Origin of the sequence: Sorangium sp. So ce327 (assembly GCF_051530205.1) — a bacterium.
GTDB lineage: Bacteria > Myxococcota_A > Polyangia > Polyangiales > Polyangiaceae > Sorangium > Sorangium cellulosum_B.
Genome location: NZ_CP150330.1, coordinates 4,456,041 through 4,474,236, shown reverse-complemented (window position 1 = coordinate 4,474,236; position 18,196 = coordinate 4,456,041). Strand labels below are relative to the sequence as shown.

Sequence of the window (18,196 nt, the reverse complement as noted above, 5' to 3'; positions counted from 1 at the left end):
GAGAGCCCCCGCCGCGAACGGGCGGCCCGGCGCGCGTCACTTGCAGGGGACGACCTTCTTGGAGCCGTCCGGCATCGTGGCGGTGCACGTCTCCAGCGAGAGATCGTCGTTCACGGTCGGCGTGACGGTGCGCGGCGCCGGCGCATCCACGGCAGCCCCTCCAGCTTCCGTTGGGCGCGTGCGCCCTCGGCCGCCCGCGCCGGCGCGCGGCGGCTTGCCAGCGCTGGCGCTCGGCGACGTCGTCCCCGCTGCGGACGGCCCGCTCCCCGCGTCCGCCGCTGTCTCGGTGGAGCTGACGCCCGCATCCAATGCGCCTGCGTCCACCTCGCTCGCGCTCGCCGCGCCCGCGTCAGCGGTCGCTGCGGTGGCCGCAGGGACAGCGACCGTCGGGATCGCGGCGGCCGTGTCTGGCGTCTGCGGAGCCGTCGCCGTCGGCGCGCCGGGAGCCGCGGTGTCGCCTGACGAAGGCGCGTCCGCCGGAGCGGTCGCCTCGCTCCCTCCCACGGCGAACCGGCTGCGCTGGAACTGGAGCGCGCCCCACGCGCCCACGAGGACGGCGACGGCCCCGACCCCCACGTAGAGCAGCGTGCGCCTGCGGCGCGGGGCCTCTTCCTCGACCGGAGGCGTAGAGCTGCCCGTGCGCGCGCCCCTGTCGCTCACCGACGGCCCGCCGCTGCTCGTGCGCGAGGCGCGCGACGTCCGCGTCATGGCCGCCCGCGAGGCCGGCGGAGGCATATCGAGCTCCACGGCGTGCTGGCGAAGGATCGCGCCGATGGTCGTGCGCGTCCCCGGAGCGGCGTACGGCGCGAGCGCCTGAACGAACTCCGCGATCGACTGGAAGCGATCCTCCGGCTCGCGCGCGATCGACTTCTCGATCACCTCGACGAGGCCCTCCGGCACCTCGGGGCGGAGGTCCTGGAGCGCCTCGGGCGGCGACGTGTAGATCTTCGCGCACAGCTCGGGGAAGCTATCGGCGACGTACGGCGGCCTGCCGCCGATGATCTCGAAGAGGCACACGCCGAGCGCGTAGATGTCGGTGCGAGGATCGACGCTCTTCGAGGAGCGCATCTGCTCGGGGGACATGTAGAGCGCGGACCCGAGGATCGTGGTCGTCTGCGTGAGCGAGACGTTGCCCGTGTCGCCGGTGAGGATCTTCGAGACGCCGAAGTCGAGCACCTTGATGTGCGGCGCGCCGTCCGGGCGCGTCGTCAGGAACAGGTTCGCCGGCTTCAGATCGCGGTGGACGATCCCGAGCGCGTGCGCCTCCGCGAGCGCCTCGCACGCCTGGACGATGTGATCGATGCACTCGCCGATCGCGAGCGTGCCCGCCTCGGCGGCGTGGCCCGCGAGGTCCACGCCGTCGAGCAGCTCCATGACCATGTACGGCTCGCCGCTGTCGAGGGCAGCCACGTCGAGCACGCGCACGACGTGGTGCGTCTGCAGCTTGGCGACCGTACGCGCCTCGCGCATGAACCGCTCCGACGCCTCGGTGTACGACATGAACTCCGGGAGCAGGAACTTGATGGCGACGCGCGTATCGAGATCGAGGTGCAGCGCCTCGACCACGAGGCCCATGCCTCCACGGCCGATCGTGCGCTCGACGCGGTACTTGCGCGCAATGACGGTGCCAGGCGCGATCGTGTAGACGTTGTCAGCCTTCGGTTCCCCCGGGCCGAGCGGAAACGCAGCCGTCTCCGGGCCGACCGAGACTTCTCCTTCGGTCGAGTCCGGCTCACCAGAGGAGGGCGCCATCGAGCTAAGGTATACACGTCGCGCTTCTCCGAAGCGATTCCCCTCACGCCGCAGGAATGCAAAGAGCTGCGAAAAACCGCCTCCCAGGTGGGACGCGGGCGCGGAACAGGCGGAATCAAGCGCAGCCCAGGGCCAGCCTGCGCGCCGCACGCACCGCCGCGCCGCGGACGAAGCGCCCCCGCGCTCCGATTGTGAGCGCCGATGACCGAAAGGCCGTTCCTTCAGGTTCGGCTCGGCGGTCAGCCCGCGCTCATGGCCTCTCGCCTCTCAATGCCGGTTGACAGCGAGCTCAACGGGTGCGCGCAGGCGGAGTTCGGGATCGGCGCATGTTCGCCGTCGAGGAGGTCCGGTGCGGCCCCTCCGTGCCGTGCGCCGGGGTTTGCCGCGTCGCCTTGAGATTGCCGAGATCGGCCTCGATCTCGACGCCGAGCGCGCGGCATCGACGGATGAGCCGCTCCAGATCGACCCCCGCCTCGATCAGCAAGCCCGAGGGGGGCGACGGATCGACGAACATCTCGGCCGCCGGCCTCCGCGTGCGGAGCAGCTCGCGGATCTCGGGATCCTCGATCCAGAGGAAGCCAGAGGCGCCGACGAAGCTCGCCTTGCCGATGACGACGCTCGCCTGGATGAGCATGCGCGAGATGGTGTCCGGCAGCGGCGCGACCGCCTCGATGCGAGCGCGCAGGGCGTCGCTGTCGAGGCCCACCGACAGCGCGCGCGCGATCGACGGCGGCGTGAGCAGGAGATCGACCTGATCGCCGACGCGGCCGATCTCGGCGAACGACGAGAGCCCGAGCACGGCAGCGACCTTGGCGCTCAGGCCGACGCGCAGCGCGTGCGCCTCGACGAACTTGCTCTTGCTGTTGTCCGAGCTCGGCGCGGAGCCCGCGAGGAGCGCCCGCCCGCGCGGCGTCAGCCGGAGCGCCAGCTCCGCGCTGGCCACGTCCTCGGCGCCGCCGAGATCGATGATCCCGAGCGCCGGCAGCGACTCCAGCGCGATCCGCCGCGTGATGTCGGGGACCTCGGGCGCCTCGACCGAGGCGCGCTCGGCCCAGCGACGGACCAGCCGCTCGACCCCGGCGATGCGCTCGTCCGCCGCCAGGTAGCCCTGCAGCGACTGCCAGGGGACCCAGCGGCCCTCGCCGAGGTCGTGCAGCGCATCGAGCACCATCTCGCGGAGCGCGCCGATGGGGCTCGCGTCGCGGTTGTCCGACGCGACCCGGAGCACCTCCCGCTCGGCGCGCGCTTCATCCCACGCGCCGCCGCGGCGCCACGTCGTGAATAGGAGCGGCGTCAGCTCCTGCACCTGGAGCGAGCCGGGCGGCGTCGCCGGCGACGCGGCCGAGGCGTCCCAGAGCCCAACGGCGCGCGACAGCGCCGCGACGAGCGCGACGCCCTCGACGTCCCGCCCGAAGCGCTGCGCGAGCCGGACGAGCAGCGATCGCGGCGTCCCGACGCCGGGGCGCACGTCGCTGCCGGGCTCGCGCACGCAGTACGCGAGCGCCAGCGCGAGCATCCCGGGATCCGAGGCGAAGCGAGCGCGCCGCGGGGCGTGATCCTCCTCCAGGACGAACGACCGGATCTGCTCGCGCCGCTTCTCGCGCATGCGGCGGCGATCCGCGCCGACGATGGCGGCCACCTCGGTCGGCACGACGTGCCGGTTCGGATGGATCGGGATGAGGAAGGCGCGGCGCTCGAGCGCGAAGCCCGCGCCGCGGCGGCTCGCCGTCACCCCGCTCGCGCTGCGCAGGCGCATCGGCTCCCGCTCCAGATCGAGAAGCTCCTGCGTGTCCACCTCGCCGCCGACGGCCTCGATGGACTCGAGCAGGCGGCGCTCGACGGGCGCGAGGCGATCGATCTCCTCGCGGAGCCGCTCCGGATCGCTCAGCGTCTCCCACGCGTTCTCGAGGGACAGCGCGATGGGCGGCGTGGCCGGGCGGCCGAGGTAGTGCGTCGCGATCGCGCTCATCGTCTCGAAGGGCGCCTGCGCCAGCAGCGCCCGGATCGCCCGGGGGTCCTCGCTCTCCCAGCTCTTCAGCTGGACGAGGAACGCCGCCGGGAGCACGAGCTCGATGCCCTCGTCGGTCTTGCGCGCGTAGACGACGCCACGGGCGATGAGCGGCTCGAGGCCGGCCGGGAGCGAGGGGACGACGAGCACGCCGCCCGCCTCGGCGATGCGATGGAGCAGCTCGCGGCTGGCGGTCGGGAGCCGCGACGGGTCGCGCACGTCGGGGAGGCCGACCAGCGCCCGCGCCGCCTGAGAAGGCGCGTCGATGCGCTTCGCAGCGTCGATGCGGATCCCCATGCGTGTGATGAGGCCCTTGAGCTCCGACTCTGGGAGGGCGCGGAGGATGGCGTCGAGCCGCCTCGGCGACTCGTCGAGCTCAGCATCATCACTGCTCGCCATGCCTCCCGATTCGCGTGTCACCCGACCTTGCTCCTCATCTGCAGGATGCTCCCGCCCCGACTGCCGTCCGTTGGTCGTGGTCATGCGCTCGACTTGATCTCCCGGATATCCGATGACCCGCGTTAACCAACGGAATAGTCAGCCTCCTACCGTACACCAGGATGCTCGTCCAGCTTCAAGAAATCGAGCACTTTCCTCCTCCGAACACAATTTTCTCCGATCACAATTTCGCTCGCGCTGGCATCGCGGCGCCTCCTTTTCGTTTGTTCTTCGTCTGTTCACCCCGCTGTGGTTCACGTCGTCCTCACACGTTCCTCACACGTTCCTCGCACGTTCCTCGCGTGGTCACGCGCTGTTCGCCCGATTCGCCTCAGGCATCTCGGCCGCGCATCTCGCGCGCTCGTCTCGTGTACCGCGACCGCACGCAACCGCACGCAATCACACGCGCTCGTACGCAATCGCATGCGGCCGCGGGGCAGCGTTCGCGGTCCCGTGGTGCGCCACGCGCGCCTTCGCCTCACGCAACGCCCGACACGATTTGCCGCTCGCTCGACGTCGGCGACGTTCGCGACGTGGGCCGCACAACGTCCGCCGCGCGATTCCGCCTCGGCGTGGCTGGCCCCCATCGCGCGGATTCCGTCGCACGCCACGCTCATGACGCCCCGATGCCGCGCGCCTGTCGTCCTCGTCAGGCGGAGCCGACCGGTTCGCTGGATCGCTCACGAGGAAGGCTCGGTGACGAGCCGCGCTTGCCTTCCCGCGGGCCCACGTGGGAACGTCGCATACCTCCTTGATTTCCCGCCCCTGTTCGAGGCGCACCATGCTGTGCTCCACGCCGCACGCCCGAAGCAATGAGCCCTCCCCCCCGCGCGCACGCCCGCAGATCGACGCCATCAGGCGACTCCTGAGTGACTCGGCGCCGTTTGCGCCCATGGCGTCGAGTGGAGACCCATCTTGATTCTGCGCGACCCAGTCCACGGCTTGATCGAGTTCGAGAGCGGCGAAGCGGCCATCGTTCCGCGCTTGCTCGGCGCTCGCGAGGTGCAGCGGCTGCGGCGCATCCGTCAGCTCGGGCTGACGTCGCTCGCCTTCCCAGGCGCCGAGCACACCCGCTTCTCTCACGCGCTCGGGGCCGCCCACGTGATGCGCCTCCTGATCGCGAGGCTCCGTCAAATCGATCGCGACCTTCCGTTCTGGCAGAGAGTGACCAGCGACCGCGCCCGCGACGCGATCGCCGCAGCGTTCCTGCACGATCTCGGCCACGGCCCGCTGTCGCACCTCTTCGAGGAAGCCATGCCGGGGGCGCTCCACCACGAGCGCTGGACCGAGCGCATCCTGCTCGACCCGTCCTCGGACGTGCACCAGGTGCTCGTGCGCCAGGATCCCTACCTCCCGCAGCGGGTCGCCGACCTCATCGGCGGGCGGCACGAGCTGCCGTACCTCGCCAAGGCGGTGAGCGGCACCTTTGACGTCGATCGCTGCGACTACCTGCTCCGCGACGCGCACGCGACGGGCGTCAGGTACGGCGAGTACGACCTGCCATGGCTGCTCCGCAGCCTCAGGTTCAGCGACGTCCAGGTGGAGATGCCCGGCGGCGGCGCCGCGTCTGCCCCGCCAGCGCCCGCGCTCGCCATCGACGGGACGAAGGGGATGAGCGCGATAGAGTCGTTCCTGCTCGCTCGCTTCTTCATGTTTCAGCAGGTCTATTTCCACAAGACGACGCGCAGCGCGGAGTGGATGATCGGCGCCATCCTCCGGCGCGTCGTCACCCGCCTCGCCGCCGGGGACCGGATCCCCGAGGTCCCCGCGGCCGTCGCGGCGATGGCCGTCGGCGAGATGCCCACCCTGGAGCAGTACCTCGAGCTCGACGATCAGGTCCTGCTCGGGTCCATCCATGCCTGGGAAGCGGCGCCCGATCCCGTGCTGTCCGATCTGGCCCGCCGCCTGCGCGTGCGCTCGCTCTTCAAGTCGGTCGAGCTGTTCCCGGAGCCCGGCGAGTCGCCGTCCGAGCGCGACGCCCGGCGCGCGGCGGCGCTTGAGACCGTGCGCGAGATCGCGCAGAGCGCCGGGCTCGACCCGGAGGTGTACGTCGGCGTCGACGTCGCCGAGGACACGCCCTACGCCGAGGACGCGTCGCTCATGGTCGTCTACTCCAGAGGGCGCCCGCGGCGCCCCGCCGAGGTGTCCTTCTTGCTGGATCGGCTGCGCAACGAGACGATGACTCGCACCCGGATCCTCTTCGCGCCCGAGCTGCGGGATACGGTGCGGGAGGCGCTGATACGCTGATGACCACCAGGAACAAGGCAGCCCGGGGATCGTCCGAGCCCGCGCGCCGCGCCATCACCAGAGCGCTCGCCGGCGTCGCAGCGCTCGCAGCGCTCGCGGGGGCGTCCACGGCGCATGCGGAAGGCGACGGCGCGTACGGCCGGCTGGACGGAGACCTCGATCTGCGCGCGGGCGCGGGCGCCTCGTTCGCGGACGGCGGTCCGGCGCTCTGCGCGCGCGGCGCAGCGGTGTACCTCTCGACCGCCGGCCTGTACGCGCACTACACCGACGCGCTCGGCGCAGAGGGGGCGCCCGTCGCGCGCTCGATCGCGAGCGGCGTCTTCATCCAGCCGCTCTTCCTCGCCCGCTATGCGAGCAATCTCGAGCGCAGCGCCCCCTGGCTCGACCTCTTCATCGATTCCGTGGCGCTCGGCGTGGGCTCGTTCTGGGAAGCGCCGCCCGGAGCCGGGCTCGCCGCGGAGCCCGGGCTGGAGCTCTCGCTGTCGCTCGACGTGCCGCTCCTGGGAGACGCCACGGGCCCGTTCCTCGGCCTGCGGGGCGCGCTCCGCTTTCGCGGGCCGGAGCTCTCGGGCGGCGACGGCCCGCGCGACGCGCAGCGGGCGCTCCTCTCGGTCACGCTCGGCTGGCATCACGTCCTCCGCGCGCACCTCGTCGACGCAGGCGACCGCGCCCCCGCCCAGCGGGCGGCGCAGCGCAACGTGGTCGGCGCGAGGACCCGCTGAGCGCCGCGCTCGACGAGCTGCGCGCGGCGCTGGTGGCCGCGTTCCGCGCCGGGCTGGCAGAGCTCGACCCAGCCGGGCTCGTCGAGCGCGCCCTCGACGCCGAGGCCGAAACGCACCGCGGCCGCGTGTTCGTGATCGCAGCGGGGAAGGCGGCGCCCGGGATGGCCCAGGGCGCGCTCCGCCGCTGGGGTGACAGGATCGCCGGAGGGCTCGTCATTACCGTCGCGGCCCCGGCGCTCGCCGCGCGCGATGAGACGACATCGAGGGCCGCCCCCGAGGAGGCCGCGCTGCGCCCGCTGCGCGTGATGCGCGCGGCGCACCCCATCCCCGACGCGCACAGCGTGGACGCGGCCGAAGCGGCCCTCGCCATCGCGGCCGCGCTCGGGCCCGAGGATCTGTTGATCGCCCTCCTCTCCGGCGGCGCCTCGGCGCTGCTCGCCGCGCCGCCTCCGGGCGTGTCCCTCGCGGACAAGCAGGCCGTCGTCGCAGAGCTCCTGGAAGCAGGCGCGCCGATCCAGGACGTCAACCTCGTTCGCCGCCACCTGTCGCGGATCAAGGGTGGGCGGCTCGCAGCGGCGGCGGCCCCGGCGCGCGTGCTGACGCTGCTCATGAGCGACGTCGTGGGTGGACTCCCGCACGACGTCGGCTCGGGCCCCACCGTCCCGGACCCGACGCGCGTGGAGGAGGCGCTCGCCGCGCTCGATCGCTGGGCCCCTCGGTTCGCGCGGCTCACGCCCGCGTTCAGCGAGTCGCTGAAGCCAGCGGACGCGCGGCGCCTCGAGGCGCGCGTGCTCGCCGATCCGGACAAGCTCGCGGAGCGCGTGGCGGCGGCCCTCGCCGACAGGGCAGGGCTCCGCGCCACCGCCGCCCCCGCCGAGGACGGCGACGCGCGCGCGATCGTGGAGCGTCGCCTCGCGCTCGCGCGCACCCTCGCTCCCGGCGAAGCGGCCGTGATCCCATGCGAACCGACGCTGGCGCTGTCGGCTGACCGCGGGGCTGGCGGCCGCGCAGGATGGATCGCGCTCGCTGCCCTGCGCGACTTGCCACCGGACGTCGCGCTCCTCTGCGCGGCCTCCGACGGCGTCGACGGCAGCTCCGGCGCCGCGGGAGCGGCCGTTGCCCGCGCGGCAGCCGCCGCGACGGACGACCGCACGATCGACTCCGCGCTCGCGCGCTTCGACGACGCCGTCGTTCACCGCGCGCTCGGCACGCGCGTCGAGACGGGCCCGACAGGTCACAACCTCACGGACTTGCACATCGTCGCGCGCGACTTCCTCGGAGGCGCGCGTGTGCGCTGATGCGGCAACGCGCGCTGCGGCGCGGCAGCGCGCGTGAGCTCACGCGGCGGCGCGGGCTGCGCGGCGAGCTCACGCGCGCGGGCGCGATGAGCGGCACGCCCGCCGCGGGGGCGGCGCGCCTTACTGCGGCTCGGTGACCGCGGCCGTGGTGTCGCCCATCGCTTCGCGCACCGCGAGCGCAAGCGCGCAGCTGTTCGCCTGCCGCTGCCGTGCGTCGAGCACGCTCCCCTCGACCGAGGGCGTCCCGCCGATGAGGTTGCCGCTCGCTTCGCGGCGCACCCGCAGGATGGGCTTGCCATCCGACAGCCGCCACACCCCGACCCGCGCCATGTGCGGCACCCCGAGCAACGCCTCGGTGCTCGCCGCTCCCTCGGCCGGCTCGTCGAGAACGAGGAGGTAATACTGCGCCCGCGTGAGGAGCTCCGCCGCGAGCGGAACATCGTCGCGCATCGTGTCCTCGAAGCTGGACTCCAGCAGCCGCAAGCGGAGCTCGCTCGAGGCATCCTGTGCGTCACGCACCCACTCGTCCGAGAGGACGTGCATCGTCCGGTAGGCGACGCGCAGATTGAAGGGCTGCGCGGGCCTGGAGCAGCGCTCGGCCTCGTTGCAGTACTCGCCCGCGGGGCAGTCCCGCGTGCGCTTGCACTCCGCGCCGGCCAGCGGGTTCGGGTTCGGCACACGCAAGAGACACGCAGTGAACGCATCGCGGAGCGACTGCTGCGCGTTCTTCCGGACGGCGTCGACGCCCGTGGCCTCGTCTACCCGGAGGCGCAGGTAAATACCCGCAAGCTCACGGAAATTCCACGTCTTGAGCGCCTCGCGATCCACGAGATCGGCGCCGGCGCTCCGCGCCAGATCGAGGGTCCAGCCCTCCACGCGCTCGCGCATGGGGAACCAGCGCGGGCCGAGCTCGACGGCGACCGCACGCTGGCGCGCCATCAGCTTCTGGCGCGCGCTCTCCATCTGCCCCTGCGACCATTTCCAGTGGAGGATCGCCGAGACCGCCAGGACGAGGGCCGTGTAACCCCAGAACTTCGCCGGGGGCCAGCGCATCTTGGAGCGCGCCTCGCGCGCCTTGTAGACCGACGGCAGGCCGCGCTCGCGGGGCGGCTGTTCAGAGGACATAGCAGAGGCTCCACGCAGGAGGCCCCAGCCCGATCACCCGAGCAAGGCAGCCTCCTCCACGCGAGCCGCGTAGAGGCGAAGGCCGCGCCGAGCGCGCCGCTGGAGCCACCACGTTCCATGGTGACCGAGGCCGCCGGGGGTCGCCCGGCGTGCCCCATCCTTCTGTGCTCGATAGGTCAAGAAGCGGGGATCACTGCGACTTCGGGAGCTTGCTGACCATGAAGCTGACGTTCGGGTAACCGGCGAACGCCGCGGTCTGGAACACGCTCTTCACGACCAGCGCGGGCACGTTCTGATCGACCTGGAGGATGCACACGCCGGGGAACGGCTTGTTCGGCTGCACCTGCTTCCACAGCTCGCGCTTGTTCTTGAGCAGGTTGAAGAGCTCGTCGATCTTCTGAAGCCGCCCGAGCTCCTCGATCGCGCGGGTCGACCCGGCCAGGGCGCCGTCGACGAGGATCTGGTTGCCGTTCACGGCGACCATCGGCGCGTCGATGACGTCCTCGACGTTCTCCGCCTTCGGGAGCTTGACGTTCTTGTCGACAGCGATCTCGCCTGACGCCGAGAAGGACATCAGGAGGAAGATCACGGTCACGACGAGGAAGTCGATGAAGCTCACGAGGTTGAGCCCCGCGTTCGGGCTGCGAGCCCCGTGTCCGGACACCTTGTTCCACACGAACCGGAGCGGCACGCCCTTCATCAGCCGGCGGCCCGGCTGGTGGATCACATGGGCGTGGGGGTTCTTGTGGTGCTTCGGATTGAACCTATCCATGTGCGCGCTCCTGCCTCAGCGGACCGAGAACGTCATGTTGAACACGGGGACCTGCTTGTTCCCATCGGGCAGCCGCATCTCGCGCTTGGGCGCGTAGAGCGCGTCGAGCACCGCGACGATCTCCTTGAAGGGCGTCCGGTTGTCGGTGTGGAGGATGGCCTGGTCGAGCTTCTTGTCGCTCGGATCCCGGTGGCCGCCGTGGGTCTTCCACTCCTCCTCGATCCGCTTCGCCAGCTCGGGGTAGCGGACGATCTTCGAGCTCGCGTCGCCGATCTCGACGGGCGACTTGTTCACCTTGACCTCGTTGACCACCGTCGCGCCCTGCTTCCACACGAGCCCGAACTCGCTCTCGCCGATGTGCAGGTTCAGCACCTTCTCCGGCGTCTGCGGGGTGAGCTCCTTGTTCGGGTCCGGAGGGCCAGGGACCTGGGCGTCCGCGTTCATGCGCGAGTTGGTGACCCAGACCGCCGTGATCAACAGGAATGCAATCGTGACCATCAGCAGGTCGATGAACGGGATCATGTTGATATCGCTGTTCGTCGACCGCTTCTTGCCGCCACCGTCGCCGACGTCTACGCCGCCCATATTGCCTTCCCAACGTGAGCCTGAGCCCACCTATCCAAGTTGTTCCGGGGAACGCCCTGCCCGCAGCTCGCGGTGGGCCACCATGCTGGGTCTGACTTCGTCGCTCTTCCGAAGTTCCCGGGACCCCGGCGGCGGAACCCGCCGTCCGGGGCTTCGAGGCGCGAGAGCGGGCCCAGGCGACATCGCGCGCGGAGGGCGCTCGGCGACCCGGGCCCGCCGAGGACCATCAGGCAGCCGCCTGACCTACTGCTGCGACATTCACCTTCTGACGGTTCGCGACGACGAGGTTGAGGATCTGCACCGACGCCTCGTTGATGTCGTCCTCGATGTGCTGCGTCTTGCCGTTCAGCACGGCGAAGCCGATGAGGCCGATGATGGCCACGCCGAGGCCGAAGGCGGTGCAGTTCATGGCCTCGGAGATCCCGAGCGCGAGCACGCGGGCCTTCTGGCTGGGGTCGACCGACTCGCCGGCGACGGAGCCGAACGACTTGATGAGGCCCGTCACGGTCCCGAGCAGGCCGGAGAGCATCGCGAGGTTCGCGAGCAGCGCGAGGTACGAGGTGCGCGCCGAGATCTTCGGCAGCTCGCGGAGAGCCGCCTCGTCCATCGCCGCCTGGACCTCCTCGTCGGGACGGTTCACCTTGACAAGGCCGGCCTGGACGATGCGGGCGAGCGGGGCGTTCGCCGCCGAACACATCTTCACGGCCTTGGCAACGTCACCCGCCAGGATGCACTTCTGCATGGTGGCGAGAAAGACGTCCTTGTTGATGGACGAGCCGAACAGGTAGAGGGCGCGTTCGACGATGATGCCGATCGTGAGGATCGACCAGAACAGGATGGGCCACATACCCCACCCACCCTCTTTGAAAGCTTCATACGCTCCGTGCATTGCTTCTGTCCTCCAGTTCGCCTCGCGTCCCCGGGATGAGGTTTCGCGCAACTCGATCGGTTCCCTTTGTCAGACTCGTGTTGCCGAGGGGCGGCAGTCTTTCACTCACACGTAAAGACGGATGAGAGGCCTGTTTTGCTTGGCGGCGCTGGCCGTGGACGGCGTGCTGCTGTCGCTCTCTGGCGAGATGCCCACGGGACGCTAGCCGAGCGGCGCTGACCTCTGCAAGAGTCCTGATCGTCTCTTCTGGTGCCGGCGCGCGGCGCCGTCCCAGCTCTCCCACCTGTCGTCCAAGACTGACTTCGCGTCGTCGCGCCAGGGGCCCTTTCATGGCTCTGGGCGCGGCTCCCCGTTCACCGCAGAGCGTGCCGCCTTGTGGCCGAGCTACGCCGACGCGCCCGGGGGACTCGCGCATCTTCGCGATTGAGACCCGGCGCCGTCAAGAGAGATTTGGCCACACGTGAGCGCTCTGATACGGGCAAAACTTTACAACAATCGCGGGGTTATGTCATGATCGGCCGGGAGCGATGCGGGCCGACCTGCGGCAGATGCTGCGAATTTCAGCGGGCGCAGCGCCCGCATGGACCATCGCCGGCCGGATCGCGCGCCGCGGCAGTGCGAGCCGCGTCACCCGAAAGCGAGCGCAGCGACTCATCCGCCCGGACGACGCGGCGATGGCAGAGCACGGTGGCCCGCTCAGACGCCGGCAGCCGGAGCGATTCAGGGGTCTCCGGACCACCCTGTCCGGCCTCGGCGCCGACGGCGCCCGTCCGCGTGGCCGGGGCGAGCTCGCCGTGAGATGCGCTGGTTCTTGCGGGGATTTTCGGCGATCCCGGCCTCGCGGCTCGGGGCGCGGCAGCATCGCCGAGCTTGCACACGGGATCGGGCGGCAGTTATAGTCGCCGCGCCTGGAGATTGTCGGGCTTCTGACGACGCTGAGAAAGGGACTTCGAGGATGCGTCATCTGCTGATGTTGGCGGCCGAGGGTGGTGGCGAAGGTGGGATGTGGGAGGCCATCAAGCACAATCCGACCTTCCTGATCGCGAACCTGGTCGTCTCCGCGGTCGTGGTGACCATCATCATCGAACGAACCGCGTTCCAGCTGGGACGCTACCGCGTGAACTCCAAGGAGTTCTTCGCGCAGGTCAAGAAGCTGGTGGCGGCCGGCAACATCGACCGCGCCATCAAGCTCTGCGACGCGAGCGACTACCCGATCCTGCAGCTCGTCAAGGCCGGCCTGACCCACGCGAACAAGGGGGCCGACGAGATCGACGCCGCCCTCAGCGAGAAGCTGTCCGAGCTCAAGCCGGCCGTGGAGAAGCGCATCGGCGCCCTGTGGTCGCTCGCGAACATCGCGACGCTGATCGGCCTCATCGGGACGGTGTCCGGCCTGATCAACACGTTCGCCTCCATCGCCGCCCAGGGCCTCTCGCAGGCCGACAAGCAGCGGATGCTCTCGAACGGCATCGCGGAGGCCATGTACAACACGGCGTTCGGCCTCGCCATCGCGGTCGTGTGCATGATCGCGCACGTGCTGCTCCACACCCGCTCCAAGAACATCCAGCACGATCTCGAGTCGACGACCGAGCGCGTCTTCAACCTGCTCACGATCAGCAGCAAGCCTGGCTACTAGCCCATGGCGGACACGCAAGACGTCCCGCTCAGCTCGGCGCAGCGATCGAAGATCCGGCGCCTATCGCAGCCCAAGGAGCCCGAAGCCGGGGAGGAGGCCGGCGAGCTCAACGTCGTTCCGTACCTCGACATCATCACGAACATCCTCATCTTCGTGCTCGCCAGCGTGTCGGTGACATTCGTGTCGTCGATCGACACGACCCCGCCATCCATCGGCGGCGGCAAGGTGCGCAGCGAGCTCTCGAGCAAGGCGTTGAACCTCTCCGCGTTCATCACGAGCCAGGGGATCTCGCTGAAGACGTCGAGCGGCAACATCGCGACCGGCTGCCAGGACGTGGGCGGCGGGGTCACGGTGCCGAAGGCGAACGACAGCTATGACTACCCCGCGCTCACGGCGTGCGCGAAGCGCCTCAAGAACGCCCGCCCCGAGTTCAAAGAGGAGACGCAGGTGACGATCACGGCGAACCCGGGCATCGACTACAAGACGATCATCGACGTGATGGATGCGCTGAGGAGCGACGACGGGGAGGTGCTGTTCCCGGAGGTCCACTTCGGGGTGGCCAGATGAGCGCCGAGCAGCGACCTGCCCCGCGGCCGAAGGCGAGCGTCGTCCGCTACAAGGCGGCCCTCCGGAAGGCGATCCGAAGGAACCGGCGGGACCCCGAGATCGACTTCTTGAACATCACGGCGATGCTCGACCTGATGACGATCATCCTCGTCTTCTTGCTGAAGAGCGTGGGATCGTCGGCGGCATCCATCCCGCAGTCGAAGGACCTCACCCTTCCGAAGTCGGTGATGCAGGCCGAGCCCTCCCAGGAGGGCGTCGTCGTCATCGTCTCGAAGTCGCAGATCCTGGTCGGCGAGGATCCGACCCCGATCGTCATGCTGCCCAACCGCGAGCAGCTCGCGCAGTCGGGCGTCGACGCAAAGTACAAGCGCAGCGGCCCGAACGATCTCTACATCGTACCGCTGGCGAACGCCCTGTCCCACGCGCGCGAGACGGACAAGGCCATTCGCGCAGCGAAAGGGCTCGATCCGTCGTCGTCGGAGGCGATCATCGTCGCCGACGCAACCACGCCGTATCGCCTCCTGATCGAGGTCCTGTTCACCCTGGGGCAGAGCGAGTTCGGCAAGTACCACCTGATGGTCCTGAGCGGCGGCCGCAAGCCGTAGCCACCCCTCCCCCGCCCTGCGGTGCCGGAAGGCCCCGCGAGCGCCACTCCAAGCGCGGTTATGGATCCACCCGTGCCCCCACGAGGGCGCGCTCCCCTGCGCGCCCTCATGGCTCGGCCGGTGCTCCTCGACCGGCGCGCTCCCCGTGCGCGCCGTCGTCCGTTCAGTCTACCGCGAACAGCTCTTCCAGGTCGGCCTTGGTGAGCTTCTTCGCGCCGCCCGCGTCCTCGCTGAGGACGGAGGCGACGAGCTGACGCTTCTTGTCCTTGAGCAGCAGGATCTTCTCCTCGATCGTCCCCTCGGCGATGAGCCGGTAGGCCGTCACCACCTTCGTCTGCCCGATGCGGTGGGCGCGATCGGTGGCCTGCTGCTCGACCGCCGGGTTCCACCACGGATCGAAGTGGATGACCGTGTCGGCCGCTGTGAGGTTCAGGCCCGTGCCGCCCGCCTTGAGGCTGATGAGGAAGACCGGCACGCTCGGATCGTTCTGGAAGCGGTCGACGCGCTCCGCCCGGTCCTTCGTGGAGCCGTCGAGGTACTCGTAGGCGACACCATCCTCCTTCATCGCCTTCTCGATGAGCCTCAGCATCATCACGAACTGGCTGAAGACGAGGACCTTGTGCCCGCCCTCGACGGCGTTCGCGATGAGCTCCCGGACCGCGACGAGCTTGCCCGAATCGTCGTCGCCGAACTCCCGCGGCAAGCCGAGCAACCGCGGGTCGCAGGCCGCCTGCCGGAGGCGGGTGAGGCCGGCGAGGATCTGCAGCTGGCTCTTCGCGAGGCCGACGCGCTCGACCTCGCCGAGGACCTGCGCCCGCACCTCGCGCGCGACCTGCAGGTAGAGCGCCCGCTGCTCGCCGGTGAGATCGCAGATCTGATCCATCTCGATCTTCTCGGGAAGATCCTTGGCGACCTCCTGCTTCGTGCGGCGCAGGATGAACGGGTGGATGGCGGCGCGGAGCCGCTGCGCGGTCTTGTAGTCGCCCGCCTCGATCGGGCGCGAGAAGCGGGCCTCGAACTTGTCGAGCGAGCCGAGCAGGCCCGGCGAGACGAAGTCGAAGATGGACCAGATCTCCGAGAGCCGGTTCTCGATGGGCGTGCCCGTCAGCGCGAGCCGGCGCTTCGCGCGGAGCCGCTTGGCCGCCGCGGCGGTGGCGCTCATCGGGTTCTTGATGTGCTGCGCCTCGTCGAGGATGGCGTAGCTCAGGTCGAGCTGCGCGAGGAAATCCTCGTCGCGACGGAGGAGCGCATAGCTCGTGATCACCACCTCCGCGGCCTTCACCTCGTCGATCTGATCCTTGCGATCGGCGCCGTGCCAGAGGGCGACCGACAGCGAGGGCGCGAACCGGGCGAGCTCGCGCTCCCAGTTCGTGACGACGCTCGTCGGGGCGACGATGAGCGCGCGCATGTGCTTCTCCTCCTGCTTGACGGCGAGCAGGAGGGCGAGCGTCTGGACCGTCTTGCCGAGGCCCATGTCGTCGGCGAGCACGCCGCCAGAGCCGATGTCATGGATGAACTTGAGCCACGAGAGGCCCGCCTCCTGGTAGGGACGGAGCGTCGCCTTCAGGTTCCTGGGCCGCTTGGTGCTGCCGATCTCGTCGATGTTGCTGAGCTTCTGGAACAGCTCGCGCGCGGAGGCGGTCACGCTCGATCCGCTCGCGTGCTGGAGCAGCTCGTGCACCCGCCCGGCCTGCGCGAGCGGCAGCCGGCCGTTCTTGCCGGACGCCATCATCAGCTCGACCTCGCGATCGAGCATCGCGCGCACCGCGTCGGGATCGAACGCGGCGAACGACCCGTCCTCGAGGCGGACGTAGCGCTTGCCCTCAGCGAGACAGCGGCGCAGCTCGTCGCGATCGACGCCGACGCCCTCGCTCTCGAAGCTGAGCTTGACGTTCAGCCAGTCCATCCCCGAGGTGACCTTGGCGAACACGCCGATCGGCCTGCCGCGCACCTGCGTGTCGACGAGATCCTCGGGGACGAAGAGGTCCCAGTCGTCGGGGAGCTCGGCGAGCCCCTCGGTCCAGAAGGTGAGCGCCTGGTCGCCGTTCGCGATGAAGCCCTGGCCCGTCTCGTCCGGCCTGAGCCCGAGGGCGAGCAGCTTGCTCGCCGCCTCCTGCTGCGCGGCGATGTCCACGCGGATGCAACGGGCGCGCTTCATCCCCTCCTCGGGCGGCTGAATGAGCACCGGGGGCGACATGCCGTCGGCGCGCACGGCGACCTCGGCGTCGCCGTAGGCGGCGGTCAGCGTGACGCGCGCCTCGATGAGCGAGCCGCCCGCGCGCATGCGGAACGTGGGCACGAGATCGACGACCTCGGCGATCTGGTTCAGGTCGGGCAGCTCCGCGCCGACCTCGAGCGCGATCTTGGGCAGCCCCTGCATGATGATGCGGGCCAGCTCGCTCATCGGCTCGCCGATGGTCGGCGAGCGGAGCAGGCGGCGCATCGCCGCGGGGGATACGCGCTTGTCGATGCGGCGCGCGAGCCCCTCCTGCGTGTCGATGTGCCAGCCCGGCCAGCCCTCGAACCACCCGCCCTGCAGCAGCGAGAAGCGGCGCTTGTCGTTCCCCCGCTCGAAGCTCGTCTTCACGATGATGGTGTCGCCGCCGACGGTCTCGAGATCGAAGCGCGGCCGCAGGCTGTCGTCGCCGAAGCGGAGCTGCATCAGCGCCGGCTCGAGCAGCACGCGCTGGCCCTCGAGCAGCGGGAGAAGCTCGGCCACGTCCTCGCCGCGGATGTCGACGGCCGGGTGGCGCGGGTTGCCGCTCTCGAACCGGGCGAGCAGCCGGAGCGCGTCGCGATCCGGCGTGGGATAGAGCGCCTGCCAGGCGAGCGCCGCAGAGGGCAGCACCGGGACGCGCGCCTCGGCGTCGAGGACGGTGACGGTCAGCGCCCCTTGCCGCACGTGGAGGCGGAACTCCACGCGTCGTGCCCCGGTGACGCCCTCGGGCGGCAGCCAGGCGCCGATCCCGGTCTGCTTGGCCGTCGCGTCCAGGATCGGCGCCGCGAGGGCGACGGGTGAGCCCGGCGGCCCGTGGGTGCCGACGACGGTCGGGACGGGCGCCGCCGGCGTGATCGCCAGGCGCCCGCGGCGGTCGCGACGGCGCACGCGCTTCAGGGCGTCACCGCCGGCGTGGGCGGTCTGCGGGACGAGCGCCGGGATCGGCGGCTCGCGCCGCGGCTGCGCGCCGCGCGCCTGGTCGCGGATGCTGATGAGCAGCGCCGCGACGTGCTTGCAGTGCTGCCCAGCCTTCTGGAACGCCGGACAGGAGCACTGCGACTGGATGCCATCGGGCGATAGCTCGACCTTGACCGGATACGGCTCGGAGTCGGCGGCGCGGACGGTGCCGCTCGCCATCGTCTCGTTGATGGAGATGTCCTCGACGACACGGCGGCGGAAGTACTCCAGCCCGCGGAGGAAGGTGCGGGCGCCAAGCAGCCTTCGCAGGCCACGATCGCTGAGGGTGGAGAGTGCGTCGGAGATCGGAGGCGGCACGTCGTGGGCTCGGGATACGGGTGCGGCGGTGATTCGCCGGGATGGGTCGGGTGAACGGGATC

The 18,196-nt window shown here is 70.5% G+C and carries 13 protein-coding genes; 6 read left to right on the top strand and 7 right to left on the bottom strand.

What is annotated here, in order from left to right; all coding sequences use genetic code 11:
- Window positions 1-36: 36 nt before the first annotated feature.
- Window positions 37-1,752 carry a serine/threonine-protein kinase gene (locus WME95_RS16790; RefSeq protein WP_437909379.1) on the bottom strand — a complete coding sequence of 572 codons (1,716 nt, stop codon included), beginning with the start codon at window positions 1,750-1,752 and terminating at the stop codon, window positions 37-39.
- 289 nt (window positions 1,753-2,041) lie between these two features.
- Entirely contained in the window at window positions 2,042-4,159 is a 2,118-nt protein-coding gene (locus WME95_RS16785) for a hypothetical protein (RefSeq protein WP_437909377.1), read from the bottom strand.
- A gap of 954 nt (window positions 4,160-5,113) precedes the next feature.
- Here WME95_RS16785 and WME95_RS16780 point away from each other — a divergent pair.
- The 3 genes from WME95_RS16780 to WME95_RS16770 are packed head-to-tail and all read left to right on the top strand — an operon-like array spanning window position 5,114 to window position 8,465.
- Complete coding sequence (locus tag WME95_RS16780; protein ID WP_437552852.1) at window positions 5,114-6,445, top strand: HD domain-containing protein; 1,332 nt, start codon at window positions 5,114-5,116, stop codon at window positions 6,443-6,445.
- A complete protein-coding gene (locus WME95_RS16775; RefSeq protein ID WP_437909375.1) occupies window positions 6,445-7,167 on the top strand; it encodes a hypothetical protein in 723 nt (240 codons plus the stop codon). Before WME95_RS16780 ends, WME95_RS16775 begins: the two co-directional genes overlap by 1 nt.
- Window positions 7,168-7,199: 32 nt before the next feature.
- A complete protein-coding gene (locus WME95_RS16770; protein WP_437909373.1) occupies window positions 7,200-8,465 on the top strand; it encodes a DUF4147 domain-containing protein in 1,266 nt (421 codons plus the stop codon).
- A 120-nt stretch (window positions 8,466-8,585) separates the two neighbouring features.
- On the opposite strand, the gene WME95_RS16765 is transcribed toward WME95_RS16770, so the two are convergent.
- The 4 genes from WME95_RS16765 to WME95_RS16750 form a co-directional block, all read right to left on the bottom strand.
- Window positions 8,586-9,590 (bottom strand): hypothetical protein, encoded by a 1,005-nt coding sequence (locus tag WME95_RS16765; RefSeq protein ID WP_012235628.1) that lies wholly within the window; start codon window positions 9,588-9,590, stop codon window positions 8,586-8,588.
- A gap of 190 nt (window positions 9,591-9,780) precedes the next feature.
- Entirely contained in the window at window positions 9,781-10,362 is a 582-nt protein-coding gene (locus WME95_RS16760; RefSeq protein ID WP_020735583.1) for an ExbD/TolR family protein, read from the bottom strand.
- Window positions 10,363-10,377: 15 nt separating this feature from the next.
- Entirely contained in the window at window positions 10,378-10,947 is a 570-nt protein-coding gene (locus tag WME95_RS16755) for an ExbD/TolR family protein (protein ID WP_437300011.1), read from the bottom strand.
- A gap of 226 nt (window positions 10,948-11,173) precedes the next feature.
- On the bottom strand, window positions 11,174-11,794 hold the full coding sequence (locus tag WME95_RS16750; protein WP_231864858.1) for a MotA/TolQ/ExbB proton channel family protein: 621 nt from the start codon (window positions 11,792-11,794) through the stop codon (window positions 11,174-11,176).
- A 1,012-nt stretch (window positions 11,795-12,806) separates the two neighbouring features.
- Here WME95_RS16750 and WME95_RS16745 point away from each other — a divergent pair.
- From WME95_RS16745 to WME95_RS16735, 3 genes are read left to right on the top strand one after another with little or no spacing between them, the layout of a single operon-like run.
- On the top strand, window positions 12,807-13,469 hold the full coding sequence (locus tag WME95_RS16745; RefSeq protein WP_272098212.1) for a MotA/TolQ/ExbB proton channel family protein: 663 nt from the start codon (window positions 12,807-12,809) through the stop codon (window positions 13,467-13,469).
- A 3-nt stretch (window positions 13,470-13,472) separates the two neighbouring features.
- A complete protein-coding gene (locus WME95_RS16740) occupies window positions 13,473-14,036 on the top strand; it encodes an ExbD/TolR family protein (protein WP_437909370.1) in 564 nt (187 codons plus the stop codon).
- The gene (locus tag WME95_RS16735) at window positions 14,033-14,641 is read left to right on the top strand and encodes an ExbD/TolR family protein (RefSeq protein WP_012235622.1); all 609 of its coding nucleotides are present in this window, start codon (window positions 14,033-14,035) and stop codon (window positions 14,639-14,641) included. Before WME95_RS16740 ends, WME95_RS16735 begins: the two co-directional genes overlap by 4 nt.
- Before the next feature lie 163 nt (window positions 14,642-14,804).
- Here the strand turns inward: WME95_RS16735 and WME95_RS16730 are convergent, their stop codons facing one another.
- Window positions 14,805-18,134, bottom strand: coding sequence for an SNF2-related protein (locus tag WME95_RS16730; RefSeq protein WP_437552846.1), 3,330 nt, complete (start codon window positions 18,132-18,134; stop codon window positions 14,805-14,807).
- Between the last annotated feature and the right edge of the window lie 62 nt (window positions 18,135-18,196).